17 protein-coding genes are annotated in these 17,045 nt (G+C 62.7%); 14 read left to right on the top strand and 3 right to left on the bottom strand.

From position 1 onward, the window contains the following. Positions 1-243: 243 nt before the first annotated feature. Genes ACF8K2_RS07295 through ACF8K2_RS07285 form a run of 3 tightly spaced genes read left to right on the top strand, consistent with a single transcriptional unit; the run spans position 244 to position 3,806 of the window. On the top strand, positions 244-903 hold the full coding sequence (locus ACF8K2_RS07295) for a paraquat-inducible protein A (protein WP_392464105.1): 660 nt from the start codon (positions 244-246) through the stop codon (positions 901-903). Beyond that, the gene (locus tag ACF8K2_RS07290; RefSeq protein ID WP_186553664.1) at positions 890-1,513 is read left to right on the top strand and encodes a paraquat-inducible protein A; all 624 of its coding nucleotides are present in this window, start codon (positions 890-892) and stop codon (positions 1,511-1,513) included. The genes ACF8K2_RS07295 and ACF8K2_RS07290 overlap by 14 nt, the downstream gene beginning before the upstream one ends. Continuing rightward, on the top strand, positions 1,506-3,806 hold the full coding sequence (locus ACF8K2_RS07285) for an MlaD family protein (protein WP_392464104.1): 2,301 nt from the start codon (positions 1,506-1,508) through the stop codon (positions 3,804-3,806). The genes ACF8K2_RS07290 and ACF8K2_RS07285 overlap by 8 nt, the downstream gene beginning before the upstream one ends. A 163-nt stretch (positions 3,807-3,969) precedes the next feature. Here ACF8K2_RS07285 and rpsT read toward each other — a convergent pair whose 3' ends face one another. Further along, a complete protein-coding gene (gene rpsT / locus ACF8K2_RS07280) occupies positions 3,970-4,248 on the bottom strand; it encodes a 30S ribosomal protein S20 (RefSeq protein ID WP_010220592.1) in 279 nt (92 codons plus the stop codon). 249 nt (positions 4,249-4,497) lie between these two features. On the opposite strand from rpsT, the gene murJ reads away from it, so the two are divergent. The 6 genes from murJ to ispH all read left to right on the top strand — a co-directional run bounded on the left by murJ (position 4,498) and on the right by ispH (position 11,832). Continuing rightward, entirely contained in the window at positions 4,498-6,036 is a 1,539-nt protein-coding gene (gene murJ / locus ACF8K2_RS07275) for a murein biosynthesis integral membrane protein MurJ (protein ID WP_392464102.1), read from the top strand. 117 nt (positions 6,037-6,153) lie between these two features. Beyond that, positions 6,154-7,104: a bifunctional riboflavin kinase/FAD synthetase gene (gene ribF / locus ACF8K2_RS07270; RefSeq protein WP_186553667.1), complete on the top strand. Its 951-nt coding sequence runs from the start codon at positions 6,154-6,156 to the stop codon at positions 7,102-7,104. Beyond that, a complete protein-coding gene (gene ileS, locus ACF8K2_RS07265) occupies positions 7,101-9,932 on the top strand; it encodes an isoleucine--tRNA ligase (protein WP_312153241.1) in 2,832 nt (943 codons plus the stop codon). The genes ribF and ileS overlap by 4 nt, the downstream gene beginning before the upstream one ends. Further along, a complete protein-coding gene (lspA, locus tag ACF8K2_RS07260; protein ID WP_186553669.1) occupies positions 9,925-10,440 on the top strand; it encodes a signal peptidase II in 516 nt (171 codons plus the stop codon). Before ileS ends, lspA begins: the two co-directional genes overlap by 8 nt. Then, entirely contained in the window at positions 10,433-10,870 is a 438-nt protein-coding gene (gene fkpB / locus ACF8K2_RS07255) for an FKBP-type peptidyl-prolyl cis-trans isomerase (RefSeq protein WP_186553670.1), read from the top strand. Before lspA ends, fkpB begins: the two co-directional genes overlap by 8 nt. 14 nt (positions 10,871-10,884) lie before the next feature. After that, a complete protein-coding gene (gene ispH / locus ACF8K2_RS07250) occupies positions 10,885-11,832 on the top strand; it encodes a 4-hydroxy-3-methylbut-2-enyl diphosphate reductase (RefSeq protein WP_392464100.1) in 948 nt (315 codons plus the stop codon). On the opposite strand, the gene ACF8K2_RS07245 is transcribed toward ispH, so the two are convergent. Further along, the gene (locus ACF8K2_RS07245) at positions 11,833-12,324 is read right to left on the bottom strand and encodes a GspH/FimT family pseudopilin (RefSeq protein WP_392464099.1); all 492 of its coding nucleotides are present in this window, start codon (positions 12,322-12,324) and stop codon (positions 11,833-11,835) included. It abuts the gene before it with no gap. A gap of 110 nt (positions 12,325-12,434) precedes the next feature. Between ACF8K2_RS07245 and pilV the strand changes: the two genes are divergently transcribed. The 5 genes from pilV to thiO are packed head-to-tail and all read left to right on the top strand — an operon-like array spanning position 12,435 to position 15,457. Continuing rightward, positions 12,435-12,791, top strand: coding sequence for a type IV pilus modification protein PilV (pilV, locus tag ACF8K2_RS07240; protein WP_392464097.1), 357 nt, complete (start codon positions 12,435-12,437; stop codon positions 12,789-12,791). Then, positions 12,788-13,441, top strand: coding sequence for a PilW family protein (locus ACF8K2_RS07235; RefSeq protein ID WP_392464095.1), 654 nt, complete (start codon positions 12,788-12,790; stop codon positions 13,439-13,441). The genes pilV and ACF8K2_RS07235 overlap by 4 nt, the downstream gene beginning before the upstream one ends. After that, positions 13,438-13,920 carry a hypothetical protein gene (locus ACF8K2_RS07230; RefSeq protein WP_392464094.1) on the top strand — a complete coding sequence of 161 codons (483 nt, stop codon included), beginning with the start codon at positions 13,438-13,440 and terminating at the stop codon, positions 13,918-13,920. Before ACF8K2_RS07235 ends, ACF8K2_RS07230 begins: the two co-directional genes overlap by 4 nt. Before the next feature lies 1 nt (position 13,921). Then, positions 13,922-14,320, top strand: coding sequence for a type IV pilin protein (locus ACF8K2_RS07225; protein ID WP_186553676.1), 399 nt, complete (start codon positions 13,922-13,924; stop codon positions 14,318-14,320). A gap of 39 nt (positions 14,321-14,359) precedes the next feature. After that, complete coding sequence (gene thiO / locus ACF8K2_RS07220; protein ID WP_392464092.1) at positions 14,360-15,457, top strand: glycine oxidase ThiO; 1,098 nt, start codon at positions 14,360-14,362, stop codon at positions 15,455-15,457. A gap of 178 nt (positions 15,458-15,635) precedes the next feature. Here the strand turns inward: thiO and ACF8K2_RS07215 are convergent, their stop codons facing one another. Next, positions 15,636-17,045, bottom strand: a complete 1,410-nt coding sequence (locus tag ACF8K2_RS07215; protein ID WP_392464091.1) for an amidase — start codon at positions 17,043-17,045, stop codon at positions 15,636-15,638.

Genomic DNA, 17,045 nt, shown 5'->3' with positions numbered 1-17,045 from the left:
CTGCCTTCCGCCAAATCAGCCTAATCGATACCTCATTCAGTTGAGACGAAGCATGCGTGGGAGCGGGCTTGCCCCGCGATAGCAACTGCCCCCCGCTCAACCCCTGACATCACCCCTCGCGCCTCTATCCCTCAACAACGAGATCGGTGTAAAGGCCATGACACACATCAGCGCCAAACGTCTGCTCCCACAATTGGAGTCAGAGCACTAGAATAGAGCCCACGCTTCCATTCAGATCCCCTTATGCCCAACCCTGTCGACCCCGAAGTGCTGGCCCAATTACCCCTGGACGAACTCGTAGCCTGTCACGAGTGCGACCTGCTGCTGCGCAAGCCGCCCTTGCAGCATGGTGAAAAGGCACTGTGTCCGCGTTGCGGCTACGAGCTCTACGCTCACCGCTATAACGTGGTCAATCGTAGCCTGGCCCTGGTACTGACGGCCTTGCTGCTTTATATACCGGCGAACTTCCTGCCGATCATGCAACTGCACCTACTCGGCCAGACCTCCGATGACACTGTCTGGAGTGGCGTACTGGGCCTGTACAACTCACAAATGCAGCTGATCGCTGTGGTGGTGTTCCTGTGCAGCATGGCCATCCCATTGCTCAAGCTGCTCTGCCAATTGGCTGTGTTGCTGAGCATCCGCCTGAACATCGGGCGCAGTTATGGCTTGCTGATCTACCGCATTTACCACCACCTGAAAGAGTGGGGCATGCTTGAGGTGTACTTCATGGGCGTTCTGGTGGCCATCGTCAAATTGGTCGACCTTGCGCAACTGACAATCGGCCTGGGTCTGTTCTGCTTCATTAGCCTGTTACTGGTTCAGGTCTGGCTGGAAGTGGTGATGTCACCCCACCAGATCTGGGTGGCCTTGTCGGGGGAGGACCTGCATGCGGGCGATTGATGCAGGTATTTTGGTGTGCAATGAATGCCATGAGCTGAACAGACAGCAAGCGGATGCGACTTCGCAGACCTGTACCCGCTGTGGCGCCATCGTACATGCCCGCCGCCCTAACAGCATCGTGCGCACCTGGGCGCTGCTGATCACGGCATTGGTGCTGTACATCCCAGCCAATGTGCTGCCAATCATGACCGTCAGCTCGCTGGGCCAGGGCAGTCCGGACACCATCATGTCCGGGGTTATCACGTTGATGAAGCACGGCATGCTGCCTATCGCTGCGGTGGTGTTCATCGCCAGTATCCTGGTGCCCACCTTCAAGCTGGTTGGCATTGGCCTGTTGCTGTACTCGGTGCAGCGCCATCAGCCCCTCTCGGCGCGCCAGCGCATATGGATGTACCGCTTCATTGAATTCATCGGACGCTGGTCGATGCTGGATATCTTCGTCATTGCCATCTTGGTGGCAGTGGTGAATTTCGGCCGCATCGCCAGTGTCGAAGCCAACCTGGGGGCCATCGCCTTCGCCTCTGTGGTGATTCTGACGATGCTCGCTGCTTTAACTTTTGATCCCCGACTGATCTGGGATAACACGGAGTCGGATGACGACCATGAGTGATGTGCCTACGGCTAAAACCCGCCCAGCTTCGAATTGGTCGGCCATCTGGATCCTGCCGCTGATCGCCTTGATCATCGGTGGCTGGCTCGGCTGGCAGGCCTATCGCGATGCCGGCGTCGAGATTCAAGTGCGTTTCGAATCGGGTGAGGGGATTGTCGCCAACAAGACCGAAGTCATCTACAAAGGTATGCCGGTGGGTAAGGTCACCGCCTTGGTGCTCGATGCCAAGGGCAGCAATACCGGGGTGATCGCCACCATTGAAATGAACAAGGCGGCAGACGAGCACCTGACCACCGGAACCCGCTTCTGGCTGGTCAAGCCGAGTGTCACCCTCGCCGGTATCTCGGGCCTGGAAACACTGGTATCGGGTAATTACATTGCCGTCGACCCTGGCAAGGGCGAGCCGACCAAGCGCTTCAAGGCCTTGTCGGCAGCGCCGCCGCTGTCTGATGCCGAGCCTGGACTGCACCTGACCCTGAAGGCCGACCGACTCGGCTCGCTCAACCGCGACAGCCCGGTGTTCTACAAGCAGATCCAGGTCGGTCGGGTGAAGAGCTATCGCCTGTCCGATGACCAGGACACCGTCGAGGTCAAAGTCTTCATCCAGCCTGCCTATGCCAGCCTGGTGCGCAAACACACGCGTTTCTGGAACGCCAGCGGCATCAGCATCGATGCCGACTTGTCTGGGGTCAAAGTGCGCAGCGAGTCGCTGAGCAGCATCGTTGCCGGCGGTATCGCATTCGCCACCCCTGAACATCGCAAGGACAGCCCACCCACCGACCCAAGCCTGCCATTTCGCCTCTATGAGGACTTCGACGCAGCGCAGGCGGGCATCCGCATCAAGGTTCGGCTGAGCGACTTTGAAGGCTTGCAAGCCGGGCGTACGCCTGTGCTGTACAAAGGCATTCAGGTTGGCTCGCTGAAGACCCTGAAAATAGAAGATGACCTGACCAGCGCAATGGCTGAGCTGACCCTCGATCCGCTCGCTGAAGACTATCTGGTCGAAGGGACGCAGTTCTGGGTGGTCAAGCCGTCCATTTCCCTGGCCGGTATCACCGGTCTGGAAGCCTTGGTCAAAGGTAACTACATCGCCATTCGCCCAGGTGAGAAGGGCGCACGCCCGCAACGCGAGTTCGAAGCCCGGCCCAAAGCGCCGCCACTGGACTTGAAAGCCCCAGGTTTGCACATGGTGCTGTTCGCTGACACGCTCGGCTCGCTCGAGGTTGGCAGCCCGGTGATGTACCGCCAAGTCAAAGTAGGTAGCGTGCAGAGCTACCAGTTCGCGCGCAACAGCAAACGCATCCTGATCGGTGTGCACATCGAGAAGGAGTACGCCAACCTGGTCAATGGTTCGAGCCGCTTCTGGAATGCCAGCGGCATTACCCTCACCGGCGGGCTTTCGGGGATCAAGGTCAAAAGCGAGTCGCTGCAGACCCTCATGGCGGGCGGTATCGCCTTCGATACGCCAAGGCCGGATGTGAAGCTCAAGCGGCATATTCCACGTTTCCGTCTGCATGACAGCGAAGAAGCGGTGAATCGCGCAGGCACCCTGATCACCATTCGAGTCGATCGCGCTGACGGCTTGAAGCCCGGTACGCCGATTCGCTTCCGTGGCCTGGATGTCGGCAGTATCGAAAGTACGGATCTGACCGATGATCTACAGGCGGTGCTGCTCAGGGCGCGGATTACCGAAGCCGCCGAGCGCATTACCCGAGTCGGCACGCAGTTCTGGGTGGTCAAGCCCGCGTTGGGCCTGGTACGCACTGAAAACCTCGATACCCTCATCGGCGGTCAGTATCTGGAAGTGCAGCCTGCTCTGAAGAACCAGGGCCCTCAGCGCGATTTCATCGCCCTAGGCCAAGCACCTGAGGTGGTCGGCCAGGAGATCGGACTGCCTCTGACCCTCAGCGCGCCGCGCCGAGGGTCGATCAAGCCAGGCGTGCCGGTGACTTATCGAGAAGTGGCGGTGGGTAAGGTGACAGGTTTCGAGCTGGGCCAGAGTGCCGATCGTGTACTGATCCATATCCTCATCGAGCCACGCTATGCGGCGCTGGTGCGCGGCGGCAGCCGGTTCTGGAACAGCAGCGGCTTTGGCTTCGACTGGGGCCTGTTCAAAGGCGCTACGGTACGTACCGAGTCGCTGGAGACCCTGATAGACGGCGGCATCGCCTTTGCCACCCCTGATGGCGAGCAGATGGGCAACCCGGCGCGGCCGCAGCAGACCTTCGCCTTGTTCGACAAGCCCGAAGATGCCTGGCTGCAGTGGGCGCCAAAGATTCAGCTAGGCAAATAGAGCCACCGGCGTCCATTCGCTCCCACAAGATCTGCGCTGACTCAACAACAGCGCAGCCCCTGTGGGAGCGGGCTTGCCTGCGAAGAGGTCGACGCCGACCCAGACTCAAATCACAGGCAATAAAAAACCGACCCTAGGGTCGGTTTTTGGACAAGCGCGTCGCTTAGGCAGCTGCAGCTTCTTTCAGCGCCTTGATGTGGCCATTCAGACGGCCTTTGTGGCGAGCAGCCTTGTTCTTGTGGATGATGCCTTTGTCGGCCATACGGTCGATTACAGGCACAGCCAGGGTGTAGGCGGCTTGCGCTTTTTCGGCGTCTTTTGCGTCAATGGCTTTAACTACATTCTTGATGTAGGTGCGGACCATGGAACGCAGGCTGGCGTTGTGGCTGCGACGCTTCTCAGCCTGTTTTGCGCGTTTCTTGGCGGAAGGTGAGTTGGCCACCGTCGAGCTCCTTGAAAGACTTTAGGAAAATAGCAAACAAAATAGGCCGCGAATCATGCCGATGCATACGACGGATGTCAAGGCCACCTGCAGGGTTCCGCCGAGTGGTGGGTCCGCGAGAGGGAAATATTCCTTTCTGCGCCGCGACCTGTAAACTCGGGAATTTTGGCTCCCCTGCGAAGGCGCGGGAGTATCGCACATCTGGACGTCATTAGTAGCGTCCTCCGTCCCCGGCGTGAAAATTTTTCGATGAACCTGCTCAAATCCCTGGCTGCAGTCAGTTCCATCACCATGATTTCGCGGGTGTTGGGCTTCGTCCGCGACACCATCCTGGCGCGTGTTTTTGGCGCAGGCGTTGCTACCGACGCCTTTTTCATCGCCTTCAAGCTGCCCAACCTGCTGCGCCGGATCTTCGCCGAAGGTGCTTTCTCCCAGGCTTTCGTGCCGATTCTGGCCGAATACAAGACCCAGCAAGGCGAGGAGGCGACCCGTACTTTCGTCGCCTATATAAGTGGCTTGTTGACCCTGGTCCTGGCGTTGGTCACCGCGCTGGGCATCCTTGCCGCGCCGTGGGTGGTCTGGATCACCGCGCCTGGATTTGTCGATGACGCGGAAAAATACGCGCTGACCACCGACCTGCTGCGGGTGACCTTCCCCTATATATTGCTGATCTCACTGTCGTCGCTGGTAGGCGCGATCCTCAACACCTGGAACCGCTTCTCGGTCCCGGCGTTCACCCCGACCCTGCTCAACGTGGCGATGATCGCCTTCGCCCTGCTGCTTACCCCGTACTTCGATCCACCCATCATGGCCCTGGCCTGGGGGGTGCTGGCCGGCGGCCTGGCCCAGCTGCTGTATCAGCTGCCAGCGCTGAAGAAGATCGGCATGCTCGTGCTGCCACGCCTGAACCTGCGCGATACCGGGGTGTGGCGCGTGCTCAAGCAGATGCTGCCGGCAATCCTTGGCGTCTCGGTCAGCCAGATCTCGCTGATCATCAACACCATTTTCGCCTCGTTCCTGGTGGCGGGTTCGGTGTCGTGGATGTACTACGCCGATCGTCTGATGGAGCTGCCTTCCGGGGTGCTGGGCGTGGCCCTGGGCACGATTTTGCTGCCAACCCTGGCCAAGACCTATGCCAACCGCGACCGCGATGAGTACTCGCGGATTCTCGACTGGGGCCTGCGCCTGTGCTTCTTGCTGGTGCTGCCGTGTACCCTGGCCCTGGCGATTCTGGCCGAGCCATTGACCGTGGCGCTGTTCCAGTACGGCAAGTTCACCGCCTTCGACGCGGCCATGACCCAACGCGCGCTGATCGCTTATTCGGTCGGCCTGCTGGCGATCATCCTGGTCAAGGTGCTGGCCCCAGGCTTCTATGCCCAGCAAAATATTCGCACGCCGGTAAAGATCGCGATCTTCACCCTGATTTCCACCCAGCTGCTCAACCTGGTGCTGATCGGCCCGCTTGCCCACGCCGGCCTGGCCCTGGCGATCAGCATTGGTGCCTGCCTCAACGCCGGCTTGCTGTTCTGGAAACTGCGCAGCCAGGATCTGTTCCAGCCGCAACCGGGCTGGACGCTGTTCCTGCTCAAGCTGGTGCTGGCGGTGGGCTTGATGTCAGCGGTGTTGCTGGCTGGCATGCACTACATGCCAGCCTGGGAGCTGGGCGGGATGCTCGAGCGTTTCCTGCGTTTGGGCGCGTTGATCGCAGCGGGCGTGGTGACCTATTTTGGTTGCCTGTACCTGTGCGGTTTCCGCCCCCGGCATTTTGCCCGCAAGGCCCTGCACTGAGGCGCTGACCGGCCAAGCGTCGGTTTTTCACATTCCACGCCACCCCATGGCGCTGCTGCCTGTCACCAGCGCCCGGGTGTGGTTATAATCGACCACTTTATGAGCAAGAAGCGCGTTATGCAGCTGGTTCGAGGTCTTCACAACCTGCGCCCCGAGCATCGGGGCTGTGTCGCCACCATTGGCAACTTCGACGGGGTTCACCGTGGCCACCAGGCAATCCTGGCGCGCCTGCGTGAGCGCGGCCAGGAGCTGGGCCTGCCCACCTGCGTGGTGATCTTCGAGCCGCAGCCCCGCGAGTACTTCGCGCCCGAGACCGCCCCTGCGCGCCTGGCCCGTTTGCGCGACAAGGTCGAGCTGTTGGCCGGCGAGGGTATCGACCGGGTGCTGTGCCTGGCCTTCAACCAGCGCCTGAGCAAGCTCAGTGCCGATGCCTTCGTCAAGGCGATCCTGGTCGATGGCCTGGGTGTGCGCCACCTGGAAGTCGGCGACGACTTCCGCTTCGGCTGCGACCGCGCTGGCGACTTCGCTTTCCTGGTCGAAGCCGGCAAACAGTATGGCTTTAGCGTCGAAGCGGCCAATACCGTGGTCCAGGACGGCCTGCGCGTGAGCAGCACCAAAGTGCGCACCGCGCTGGCCAACGCCGACTTCGAGCTTGCCGCGCACCTGCTCGGCCGGCGCTACACCATTACCGGGCGTGTGCTGCATGGCCAGAAGCTGGCCCGCCAACTCGGTACGCCGACCGCCAACATCCAGCTCAAGCGCCGCCGGGTCCCGCTCAGCGGGGTCTACCTGACCAGCGCCGAGATCGACGGCAAGGTCTGGCCGGGTGTGGCCAATATCGGAGTACGCCCCACTGTCGCAGGTGACGGGCGTCCTCACCTCGAGATTCATCTATTGGATTTTGCCGGCGACCTGTATGGCCGGCGTCTGACGGTGGAATTCCACCAAAAGCTGCGCGAAGAGCAGCGATTCGCCTCCCTGGAGGCGCTGAAGTCGGCGATCGACGCGGACATCGCCGCCGCACGTGCCCACTGGCACGCTCAACCGCTAACGAAGAGCCTGAAATGACCGACTACAAAGCCACGCTTAACCTTCCGGACACCGCCTTCCCGATGAAGGCCGGCCTGCCCCAGCGCGAACCGCAGATCCTGCAGCGCTGGGACAGCATTGGCCTGTACCGGAAGTTGCGCGAAATTGGCAAGGATCGTCCCAAGTTCGTCCTGCACGACGGCCCACCCTATGCCAACGGCAAGATTCACATCGGTCATGCGCTGAACAAGATTCTCAAGGACATGATTGTCCGCTCCAAGACCCTGTCCGGTTTCGACGCGCCGTACGTCCCAGGCTGGGACTGCCACGGCCTGCCGATCGAACACAAGGTCGAAGTCACCCACGGCAAGCACCTGAGCGCCGACCAGACCCGCGAGCTGTGCCGCGCCTATGCTGCCGAGCAGATCGAAGGGCAGAAGACCGAGTTCATCCGCCTGGGTGTGCTGGGTGACTGGGACAACCCCTACAAGACCATGAACTTCGCCAACGAAGCGGGCGAGATCCGCGCGCTGGCCGAAATCGTCAAGCAAGGCTTCGTGTTCAAGGGTCTCAAGCCTGTGAACTGGTGCTTCGACTGTGGCTCGGCGCTGGCCGAAGCCGAAGTCGAGTACGCCGACAAGAAGTCGCAGACCATCGACGTCGCCTTCCCGGTCGCCGACGCTGACAAGCTGGCCGCCGCCTTCGGCCTGGCCAGCCTGGCCAAGCCCACTGCCATCGTGATCTGGACCACCACCCCGTGGACCATCCCGGCCAACCAGGCGCTGAACATCCACCCGGAGTTCAACTACGCCCTGGTCGATACCGGCGAGCGTCTGCTGGTGCTGGCTGAAGAGCTGGTCGAAGCGTGCCTCAAGCGCTACAACCTGGAAGGCTCGGTCATCGCTACCGCGCCAGGTTCGGCATTGGAATTGATCAACTTCCGTCACCCGTTCTACGACCGCCTGTCGCCGATCTACCTGGCCGACTACGTCGAGCTGGGCGCCGGCACCGGTGTGGTTCACTCCTCGCCTGCCTATGGTGAAGACGACTTCGTCACCTGCAAGCGCTATGGCATGGTCAACGACGACATCCTCACTCCGGTACAAAGCAACGGCGTGTACGTGCCGAGCCTGGAATTCTTCGGCGGCCAGTTCATCTGGAAAGCCAACCCGGCAATCGTCGACAAGCTGCAGGAAGTCGGTGCGCTGCTGCACACCGAGACCATCAGCCACAGCTACATGCACTGCTGGCGCCACAAATCGCCGCTGATCTACCGCGCCACCGCGCAGTGGTTCATCGGCATGGACCGCAAGCCAAACACCGGCGACACCCTGCGTGAGCGCGCGCTCAAGGCCATCGAAGAGACCAAGTTCGTTCCGGCCTGGGGCCAGGCCCGCCTGCACGCGATGATCGCCAACCGTCCCGACTGGTGCATCTCGCGTCAGCGTAACTGGGGCGTACCGATCCCGTTCTTCCTCGACAAGCAAAGCGGTGAGCTGCACCCGCGTACCGCTGAACTGATGGAAGAAGTCGCCAAGCGCGTCGAGCAAGAGGGCATCGAAGCCTGGTTCAAGCTGGACGCCGCCGAACTGCTCGGCGCCGAAGCCGACCAGTACGACAAGATCACCGACACCCTCGACGTCTGGTTCGACTCCGGTACCACCCACTGGCACGTGCTGCGCGGCTCGCACGACATCGGCCATGCCACCGGCCCGCGTGCCGACCTGTACCTGGAAGGTTCCGACCAGCACCGTGGTTGGTTCCACTCCTCGTTGCTGACCGGCTGCGCCATCGACAACCACGCGCCGTACCGCGAGCTGCTGACGCACGGCTTCACCGTCGATGAAAACGGCCGCAAGATGTCCAAGTCGCTGGGCAACACCATCGAGCCGCAGAAGGTCAACGACACCCTGGGTGCCGACATCATGCGCCTGTGGGTTTCGGCCACTGACTATTCCGGCGAGATGGCGGTCTCCGACCAGATCTTGCAGCGCAGCGCCGACGCCTACCGGCGGATCCGTAACACCGCGCGCTTCCTACTGTCGAACCTGTCCGGCTTCGACCCGGCCCGCGACCTGCTGCCGGCCGAAGACATGCTGGCGCTGGATCGCTGGGCAGTGGACCGCACCCTGCTGCTGCAACGCGAGCTGGAAGAGCACTACAGCGAGTACCGTTTCTGGAACGTCTACTCGAAGATCCATAACTTCTGCGTGCAGGAGCTGGGCGGCTTCTACCTCGACATCATCAAGGACCGCCAGTACACCACCGGCGCCAACAGTGTCGCCCGCCGTTCCTGCCAGACCGCGCTGTACCACATCAGCGAGGCCCTGGTGCGCTGGATCGCGCCGATCCTGGCGTTCACCGCCGATGAGCTGTGGCAGTACCTGCCGGGCGAGCGCAACGAATCGGTGATGCTCAACACCTGGTATGAAGGGTTGTCCGAGCTGCCAGAAGGCTTCGAGCTGGATCGCGCCTACTGGGACCGCGTCATGGCGGTCAAGGCAGCGGTCAACAAAGAGCTGGAGAACCAGCGCGCGGCCAAAGCCATCGGTGGCAACCTGCAGGCAGAAGTCACCCTGTTCGCCGAAGAAGGCCTGAGCGCCGATCTGGCCAAGCTGGGCGACGAGCTGCGCTTCGTGCTGATCACCTCCGCCGCCAGCGTGGTGCCGTTCGTGCAGGCGCCGGCCGATGCCGTGGCTACCGAAGTCGAAGGCCTGAAGCTCAAAGTGGTCAAGTCCGGTCACGCCAAGTGCGGCCGTTGCTGGCACTTCCGCGCCGACGTCGGGGCTAATCCTGAGCATCCAGAAATCTGCTCGCGTTGCGTCGACAACCTGAGCGGTTCCGGTGAGGTGCGCCACTATGCCTAACCCTGTTGCGGGGCGCTTCGGGCGCCTTGCCTGGCTCTGGCTGAGCCTGGTGGTGCTGGTCATCGACCAGGCCACCAAGGTCTATTTCGAAGGTGCCTTGAGCCTGTACCAGCAGATCGTGGTGATTCCCGACTACTTCAGCTGGACCCTGGCCTACAACACCGGCGCGGCGTTCAGCTTCCTGGCTGACAGCTCTGGCTGGCAGCGCTGGCTGTTCGCCCTGATCGCCCTGGTGGTCAGCGCCGTACTGGTGGTCTGGCTCAAGCGCCTGGGGCGCAACGAGACCTGGCTGGCAGTGGCGCTGGCCCTGGTACTGGGCGGTGCGCTGGGCAACCTGTACGACCGCATCGTGCTCGGTCACGTGGTCGACTTCATCCTGGTGCACTGGCAGAACCGCTGGTATTTCCCGGCCTTCAACGTGGCCGACAGCGCCATTACCGTCGGTGCGGTGATGCTGGCGCTGGATATGTTCAAGAGCAAGAAGTCCGAGGAGCCTGTGCATGACTGAGACCCGTATTGGCCAGAACACCGAAGTCACCCTGCACTTCGCGTTGCACCTGGAAAACGGCGACACCGTCGACAGCACGTTCGACAAGGCCCCGGCCGTGTTCAAAGTGGGCGATGGCAACTTGCTGCCTGGTTTCGAAGCCGCGTTGTTCGGCTTCAAGGCCGGTGACAAGCGTACCGTCACTGTCGCCCCAGAAAACGCCTTCGGCCAGCCGAACCCGCAGAACGTGCAAGTGATGCCGCGTTCGCAGTTCGCTGACATGGAACTCTCCGAAGGCCTGCTGGTGATCTTCAACGATGCCGCCAACGCTGAGCTGCCGGGGGTGGTCAAAGCCTTCGACGATGCCCAGGTGACCATCGATTTCAATCACCCATTGGCTGGCAAGACCCTGAGCTTCGAGGTGGAGATCCTCGCGGTGAAGGCCCTGTAAGCCAGGAGCTGAGCATGCAAATCAAACTCGCCAACCCTCGCGGCTTCTGCGCGGGGGTCGACCGGGCGATCGAGATCGTCAACCGCGCTCTGGAAGTCTTCGGCCCGCCGATCTATGTGCGTCACGAAGTGGTGCACAACAAGTTCGTGGTCGAAGACCTGCGCAACCGCGGCGCGATCTTCGTCGAGGAGCTCGACCAGGTGCCGGACGATGTCATCGTCATCTTCAGCGCCCATGGCGTTTCCCAGGCCGTGCGCCAGGAAGCGGCCGGGCGCGGCCTGAAGGTGTTCGACGCGACCTGTCCGCTGGTGACCAAGGTGCATATCGAAGTGGCCAAGTACAGCCGCGACGGTCGTGAATGCATCCTCATCGGCCACGCCGGGCACCCGGAAGTCGAAGGCACCATGGGCCAGTACGACGCCAGCAACGGCGGCTCGATCTACCTCGTCGAAGACGAGAAGGACGTGGCCAGCCTGCAAGTGCGCGACCCTGACCACCTGGCCTTCGTCACCCAGACCACGCTGTCGATGGACGACACCAGTCGCGTCATCGATGCCCTGCGCGCACGCTTCCCGAATATCGGCGGCCCGCGCAAGGACGACATCTGCTACGCCACCCAGAACCGCCAGGACGCGGTCAAGCAACTGGCGGACGAGTGCGATGTGGTGTTGGTGGTCGGTAGCCCGAACAGCTCCAACTCCAACCGCCTGCGTGAGCTGGCCAAGCGCATGGGCACCCCGGCCTACCTGATCGACGGTGCCGAAGACCTGCAGCAAGGCTGGTTCGACGGTATCGGCCGCATCGGCATCACTGCTGGCGCGTCGGCACCCGAGGTGCTGGTGCGCGGGGTGATCGACCAGCTCAAGGCGTGGGGCGCCACTGGCGCCGAAGAGCTCGATGGACGTGAGGAGAACATCACCTTCTCCATGCCCAAGGAGCTGCGGGTGCGTTCGCTGATCTGATCAGTCGCCTGCGCACAGTGGCCTTGCGGCCGCGTCTGTGCGCAGGCTCACCCTGCCGCTAGGCGCCAGCACCACTTGGCGCCGCTCGGCATTGCCGGGCGGGCCGCAGACCTCCAGCGTCCCCCCCAAGAAACCGCCATTGCCCCGCAACGGGATGCCCTGCGCACTGAACCGCACTTCATTACCCAAGCTGCCGACGATCTTCAGGTGTGTGCCAAGACGTTGCTCGCGCAGCAATTCACCGCTGTGCACGCGCAGCACCCGCCAACCCATCCCCCAGTCACCCTGCAAGGGTTGCACTGCCACCGCTTGTTGCAGCAGCAAGGCTTGGCCGCGCGCACTGCGCAGTGCCTGCGCCAGTTCGCGGGCGGCGGTTGCCCGTTGCAGGTCTTTGCTGATTGCGTTGTAGGCCGGCGCCGCAAGCTGGGTCAGAACCCCGGCCAGGGCCAGCGCAAACATCATTTGTATCAGTGTTACGCCCTGTTGCTTCACGCTGCATTCCTCCCTGGAACTGCTTCGCTTTAGCTTTGCGGACGACGGCCAACGGGTCTAGTCGGCCGGATCGCTGGCAGCTAGCGGGAAATTTCCCAAGGAGCACACCAATGCGTATGAGGCAGCGTGGGATGACCTTGCTCGAGGTCATGATTGCGGTAGTGGTGCTGGCGTTGGGCTTGATTGCCAGCGCTGGGTTGCAACTGCGTGCACTGCAGGCCACCGATAGCGCCCGCCGCGACACCCAAGCGGTGTACCTGGCGCAAGGCATGTTGGAAAACGCCAGGGCTGCAGGTCGGCTTGAGGCTAGCGCGCTGTCGCGGTGGCAGGCCCAGGTCAAAGCGTCCTTGGGCGCACAGGCGCAGGGCAGGGTAGTGCACACCGGCGACATGCTGGTGGTGGATATCCACTGGCCTGGCGCAGGCACGGCCGAGCGCCAGGGCATCAATTTGCAAGGCCAGCTATGAGCGCCCGTCAGCACGGTTTCAGCCTGCTCGAAGGGCTGCTGGCATTGGCCCTGGGCCTTATCCTTTTGGCCGCAGCAAGCCAGGTATTCGTCGCGAGTGTGCAGAGCTGGCGGCTGCAAAACGCTGTAGCGCAATTGCAGGACGATGCCCGCTTGGCCTTGCAGCGCATGGCGCAGGATATTCGCATGGCGGGCATGTTCGGCTGCCTGCGCCTGCAACCGAGTCATTTCGAAAACCCTGCACTCGCCACGGCCTTCGCTAGCCCTGTGCAGGTCATCCAAGGCGGACAGGGCCTGAGCCTGATAGTCGCGCAATTACCTGGCAGCGGCAGCCGCCCCGCCTGGACCGTGCTGACCGACTGCCGAAGCTGGGCGCAGGTGAGAAATGGCCCACAGCCAGGCAGCGAGCAGACCCTGGCATTTGCCATCAGTCGACATACCTATCTGCTGCGCGATTCGCGCCTGACCCTGATGCGTAACGGCGCTTCGCAGCCGTTGATCGACAATGTCCGAGACCTGCGTGCAACGCTGGTGGCGAGCGACGAAGGCGAGCGTGTCGATGTGCAATTGACCCTGTTCGACCGGCAGTTTTCCATTGAGCAACGCCATGGCATCAGCGTGGCGCTAAGAAACCGGCTGCCCGAGTCATGAAGCGCCAGCGCGGCATGGTGCTGCTGATCAGCCTGGTGCTCTGTTTACTGCTCGGCTTGCTCGCGGCCTCGGCGTTAAGCGATGGCTTGCTGCAGACACGCCTGGCCAGTCAGTTGCTGGCCAACGCGCGCGCCCTGGAGCAAGCCGAAGCAGCCCTGCTGGAGGGCGCGGCGCGGCTGGTGGTTGCTTCGCCGCCAGCCTGCCAGCCGTGCATGCCCCCAGCGGATGCGTTCGACGTACAAGGCAGCCAGGGCGGCTGGCAAGCTGGCAACAGCGGCTTTTTCTTTTTGCAGAATCTGGGCGAGAGCACCCGCGCCGCGCACCTGCCGGCAGGCTTGCCGGTGACCTTGTATCGGGTCACCGCGGTAAGCCAGCAGACCCGCGCGCGGCAGGTGCTGGAAGCGGTGTACGCCATGGAAGCCGGTCAACCCGCTGCGCTGCACAGAATCCTCTGGCGGCAGAGATTGAGGGAGCCCTGACATGCAGCAAGGCCTGAGCCTGATCGAGTTGTTGATTGTCGTGGCCGTCACCGGCATTCTGGCAGCCATTGCCTACCCCAGTTACAGCGACCAGCTGCGCCGCGCCGCGCGCAGCGAAGTGGTCGGCCTGCTGCACGACGCCGCCTTGCGCCTGGAGCGCCACCATGCGCAAAGCGGACAGTACGTCGACAGCGACCATCAGCTAGTTTCCTTGCCCGCCGGCAGCCGCTATTACAGCCTGCACGCGCAACGTGACGACGAGCGCTTTCGGCTGCTGGCCAGGCGCTTGCCGGGTAGCTTGATGGAGCATGACCGCTGTGGCGATTTTCAGCTCGACCAGGCGGGTGTGCGCAGCAACCTCAACAGCCAGGGCGATGAGCGCGACTGCTGGGGCGGTTGAACGGGGATATCTCGGTTTTTTCAGGTGTTGGATCGACAGATGAGCAAGCAAGTAGTGATTGTCGGCGGTGGGGTGATCGGCCTGCTGACTGCGTTCAACCTGGCGGCAAAGGTCGACCAGGTGGTGGTATGTGATCAAGGCGAAGTGGGTCGCGAATCGTCCTGGGCCGGTGGCGGCATCGTCTCGCCGCTCTATCCCTGGCGTTATAGCCCCGCCGTGACAGCCCTGGCGCACTGGTCGCAGGATTTTTATCCACAGCTGGGCGAGCGCCTGTTCGCCAGCACAGGTGTCGATCCTGAAGTGCACACCACCGGCCTGTACTGGCTCGACCTTGATGACCAAGCAGATGCGCTGGCCTGGGCCGAGCGCGAGCAGCGTCCGCTGAGCGCTGTGGATATCTCGGCCGCGTACGACGCCGTGCCCGTGCTGGGTGCCGGTTTCAAGCGGGCGATTTTCATGGAGGGCGTGGCCAACGTGCGTAATCCGCGCTTGGTCAAATCGCTCAAGGCCGCGTTGCTGGCGCTGCCGAACGTGAGCGTGCGCGAGCATTGCCAGATCACAGGTTTCTCTCAGCACGCTGGACGCATCACTGGCGTGCAGACTGCCGAAGGTGTGCTCAGTGCTGATGAGGTGGTGCTCAGCGCTGGCGCCTGGAGTGGCGATCTGCTGCGCACGCTGGGCCTGGAGTTGCCGGTCGAGCCGGTCAAAGGGCAGATGATCCTGTTCAAGTGCGCGGAAGATTTCTTGCCGAGCATGGTCCTGGCCAAAGGGCGTTATGCGATCCCGCGGCGCGATGGGCATATTCTGGTGGGCAGTACCCTGGAGCATGCAGGCTATGACAAGACGCCGACCGAGGATGCGCTTGAAAGCTTGAAAGCCTCGGCGGTGGAGCTGTTGCCGGCGTTGGCTGATGCCACTGTGGTGGGGCATTGGGCGGGGTTGCGGCCAGGCTCGCCTGAGGGCGTTCCGTATATCGGGCCGGTGCCGGGGCATCAGGGGTTGTGGTTGAACTGCGGGCATTACCGCAATGGGTTGGTGCTGGCGCCGGCGTCGTGCCAGCTGTTTTGCGATCTGTTGACCGGTGCCGAGCCGATCATCGATCCAGCGCCGTATGCCCCGGCTGGGCGTTTGGGCTGAAATCGTTATCGCGGGGCAAGCCCGCTCCCACGCAGAGCCAACTTGAGCTGCGCCCCAGATGATGGATGGGTGTCCAACATCTGGGGCGCAGCTCAACTCGGCGTGGGAGCGGCTTTGCTCGCGCGCTGCCTGGCGTGGGAGCGGGCTTGCCCCGCGATAGCGATGGCGAAGGCACCGCTTAACCCTCGACTGGCGCCTGCAAATGCCGACTCGGATAATGCTGCTCATACACCTTGCACACCCGCAGCACCTGCTCATCGGCAAATCGCCCAGCCACCACCTGCAGCCCCACCGGCAACCCCTCGCGAGTAAACCCGCAAGGCACCGACGCCGCTGGCTGCTGGGTCAAGTTGAACGGGTAGCTGAACGGCGTCCACTCCATCCACTGGCCCATGCCTGACCCTGGCGGCACGTTGTGCCCGGCCTCGAACGCCACCAGCGGCATCATCGGCGACACCAGCACGTCATAGCGCTGATGGAAGGCATTCATCCGCGCCACCAACTCAGCCCGTGCTTCCAGTGCCTCGGTGTACTGACTCAGGCTGATATCCGCACCGCGCTCGGCAATCCAGCGCAACCCTGGGTCGAGCAGGTCACGCTGCGCCGGCGACAATTGGCTGGCCAGCCGCGCCGCCCCGGCGAACCACAAGGTGTTGAAGGTTTCGAGCGGATCGGCAAAGCCCGGATCGACTTCCTCCACCTGCGCGCCCAACCGCGCCAGGCGTTGCACTGCTTGCGCGGTCAGCGCCTGGATCTGCGGATCGACCTTCACGTAGCCAAAATCGGCGCTGTAGGCGATGCGCAGGCCGCTCAGATCTTGATCGTCACTCAACCACGGCACCTGCCGCCGCGCCCCGGCCAGGCCGTCGCGTGGATCGGGCCGGGCTACGCAATCGAGCATCAGCACCGCATCATCGACCGTTCGGGTCATCGGCCCCAGGTGCGACAGCAGGGTCATGGCGCTGGCCGGCCACTGCGGCACATAACCAAAGGTCGGTTTGATCCCGAAGGTGCCAGTGAAGGCACAGGGAATGCGGATCGAACCACCGGCATCGCTGCCCTGATGCAACACGCCAAGGTTGAGCGCTGCCGCCGCCGCCGCACCGCCCGACGAGCCACCTGCGGTCAGGCGCGTGTCCCAGGGGTTGCGGGTAATGCCATACAGCGGATTGTCAGTAACGCCTTTCCAGCCGAACTCCGGCGTGGTGGTCTTGCCCACCAGTACCGCCCCGGCCTCAAGCATGAAGGCAGAGAAGGGCGCGTCCACCTCCCAAGGGCCAGCCGCCGAGGTGGTCAGCGAGCCCTTGCGCGTAGGCATGCCACGGGTCAGGGTCAGGTCTTTGATCGAGGCAGGCACACCATCCAGCCGGCCACAGGGTTCGCCGCGCTGCCAGCGTTGTTCGCTGGCGCGGGCGGCAGCGCGAGCGCCTTCGCCGTCGACATGGCAATAGGCGTTCACCGCCGGATTGTGGCGATCGATGCGCGCCAGTACATCGTCAACTACCTCGACAGGTGACAGCTGGCGCTGGCGGAACAGCTCAAGCAGTTCGACGGCGGTGAGTTCGCCGATAGCGGTCTTGCCAGTCAT

Origin of the sequence: Pseudomonas sp. xss_2, assembly GCF_043104195.1 — a bacterium.
GTDB lineage: Bacteria > Pseudomonadota > Gammaproteobacteria > Pseudomonadales > Pseudomonadaceae > Aquipseudomonas > Aquipseudomonas urmiensis.
The sequence above is the reverse complement of the archived record's forward strand: the minus strand, read 5'-3'. Positions and strand labels throughout refer to the sequence as shown.

Coding starts and splice junctions, on each gene's coding strand:
- ACF8K2_RS07285 (WP_392464104.1), top strand. CDS start 1,506: ATGAGTGATGTGCCTACGGCTAAAACCCGCCCAGCTTCGAATTGGTCG.
- ispH (WP_392464100.1), top strand. CDS start 10,885: ATGCAAATCAAACTCGCCAACCCTCGCGGCTTCTGCGCGGGGGTCGAC.
- ACF8K2_RS07295 (WP_392464105.1), top strand. CDS start 244: ATGCCCAACCCTGTCGACCCCGAAGTGCTGGCCCAATTACCCCTGGAC.
- ACF8K2_RS07235 (WP_392464095.1), top strand. CDS start 12,788: ATGAGCGCCCGTCAGCACGGTTTCAGCCTGCTCGAAGGGCTGCTGGCA.
- murJ (WP_392464102.1), top strand. CDS start 4,498: ATGAACCTGCTCAAATCCCTGGCTGCAGTCAGTTCCATCACCATGATT.
- fkpB (WP_186553670.1), top strand. CDS start 10,433: ATGACTGAGACCCGTATTGGCCAGAACACCGAAGTCACCCTGCACTTC.
- ileS (WP_312153241.1), top strand. CDS start 7,101: ATGACCGACTACAAAGCCACGCTTAACCTTCCGGACACCGCCTTCCCG.
- ribF (WP_186553667.1), top strand. CDS start 6,154: ATGCAGCTGGTTCGAGGTCTTCACAACCTGCGCCCCGAGCATCGGGGC.
- ACF8K2_RS07290 (WP_186553664.1), top strand. CDS start 890: ATGCGGGCGATTGATGCAGGTATTTTGGTGTGCAATGAATGCCATGAG.
- ACF8K2_RS07230 (WP_392464094.1), top strand. CDS start 13,438: ATGAAGCGCCAGCGCGGCATGGTGCTGCTGATCAGCCTGGTGCTCTGT.
- thiO (WP_392464092.1), top strand. CDS start 14,360: ATGAGCAAGCAAGTAGTGATTGTCGGCGGTGGGGTGATCGGCCTGCTG.
- lspA (WP_186553669.1), top strand. CDS start 9,925: ATGCCTAACCCTGTTGCGGGGCGCTTCGGGCGCCTTGCCTGGCTCTGG.
- pilV (WP_392464097.1), top strand. CDS start 12,435: ATGCGTATGAGGCAGCGTGGGATGACCTTGCTCGAGGTCATGATTGCG.
- ACF8K2_RS07225 (WP_186553676.1), top strand. CDS start 13,922: ATGCAGCAAGGCCTGAGCCTGATCGAGTTGTTGATTGTCGTGGCCGTC.
- ACF8K2_RS07215 (WP_392464091.1), bottom strand. CDS start 17,045: ATGACTGGCAAGACCGCTATCGGCGAACTCACCGCCGTCGAACTGCTT.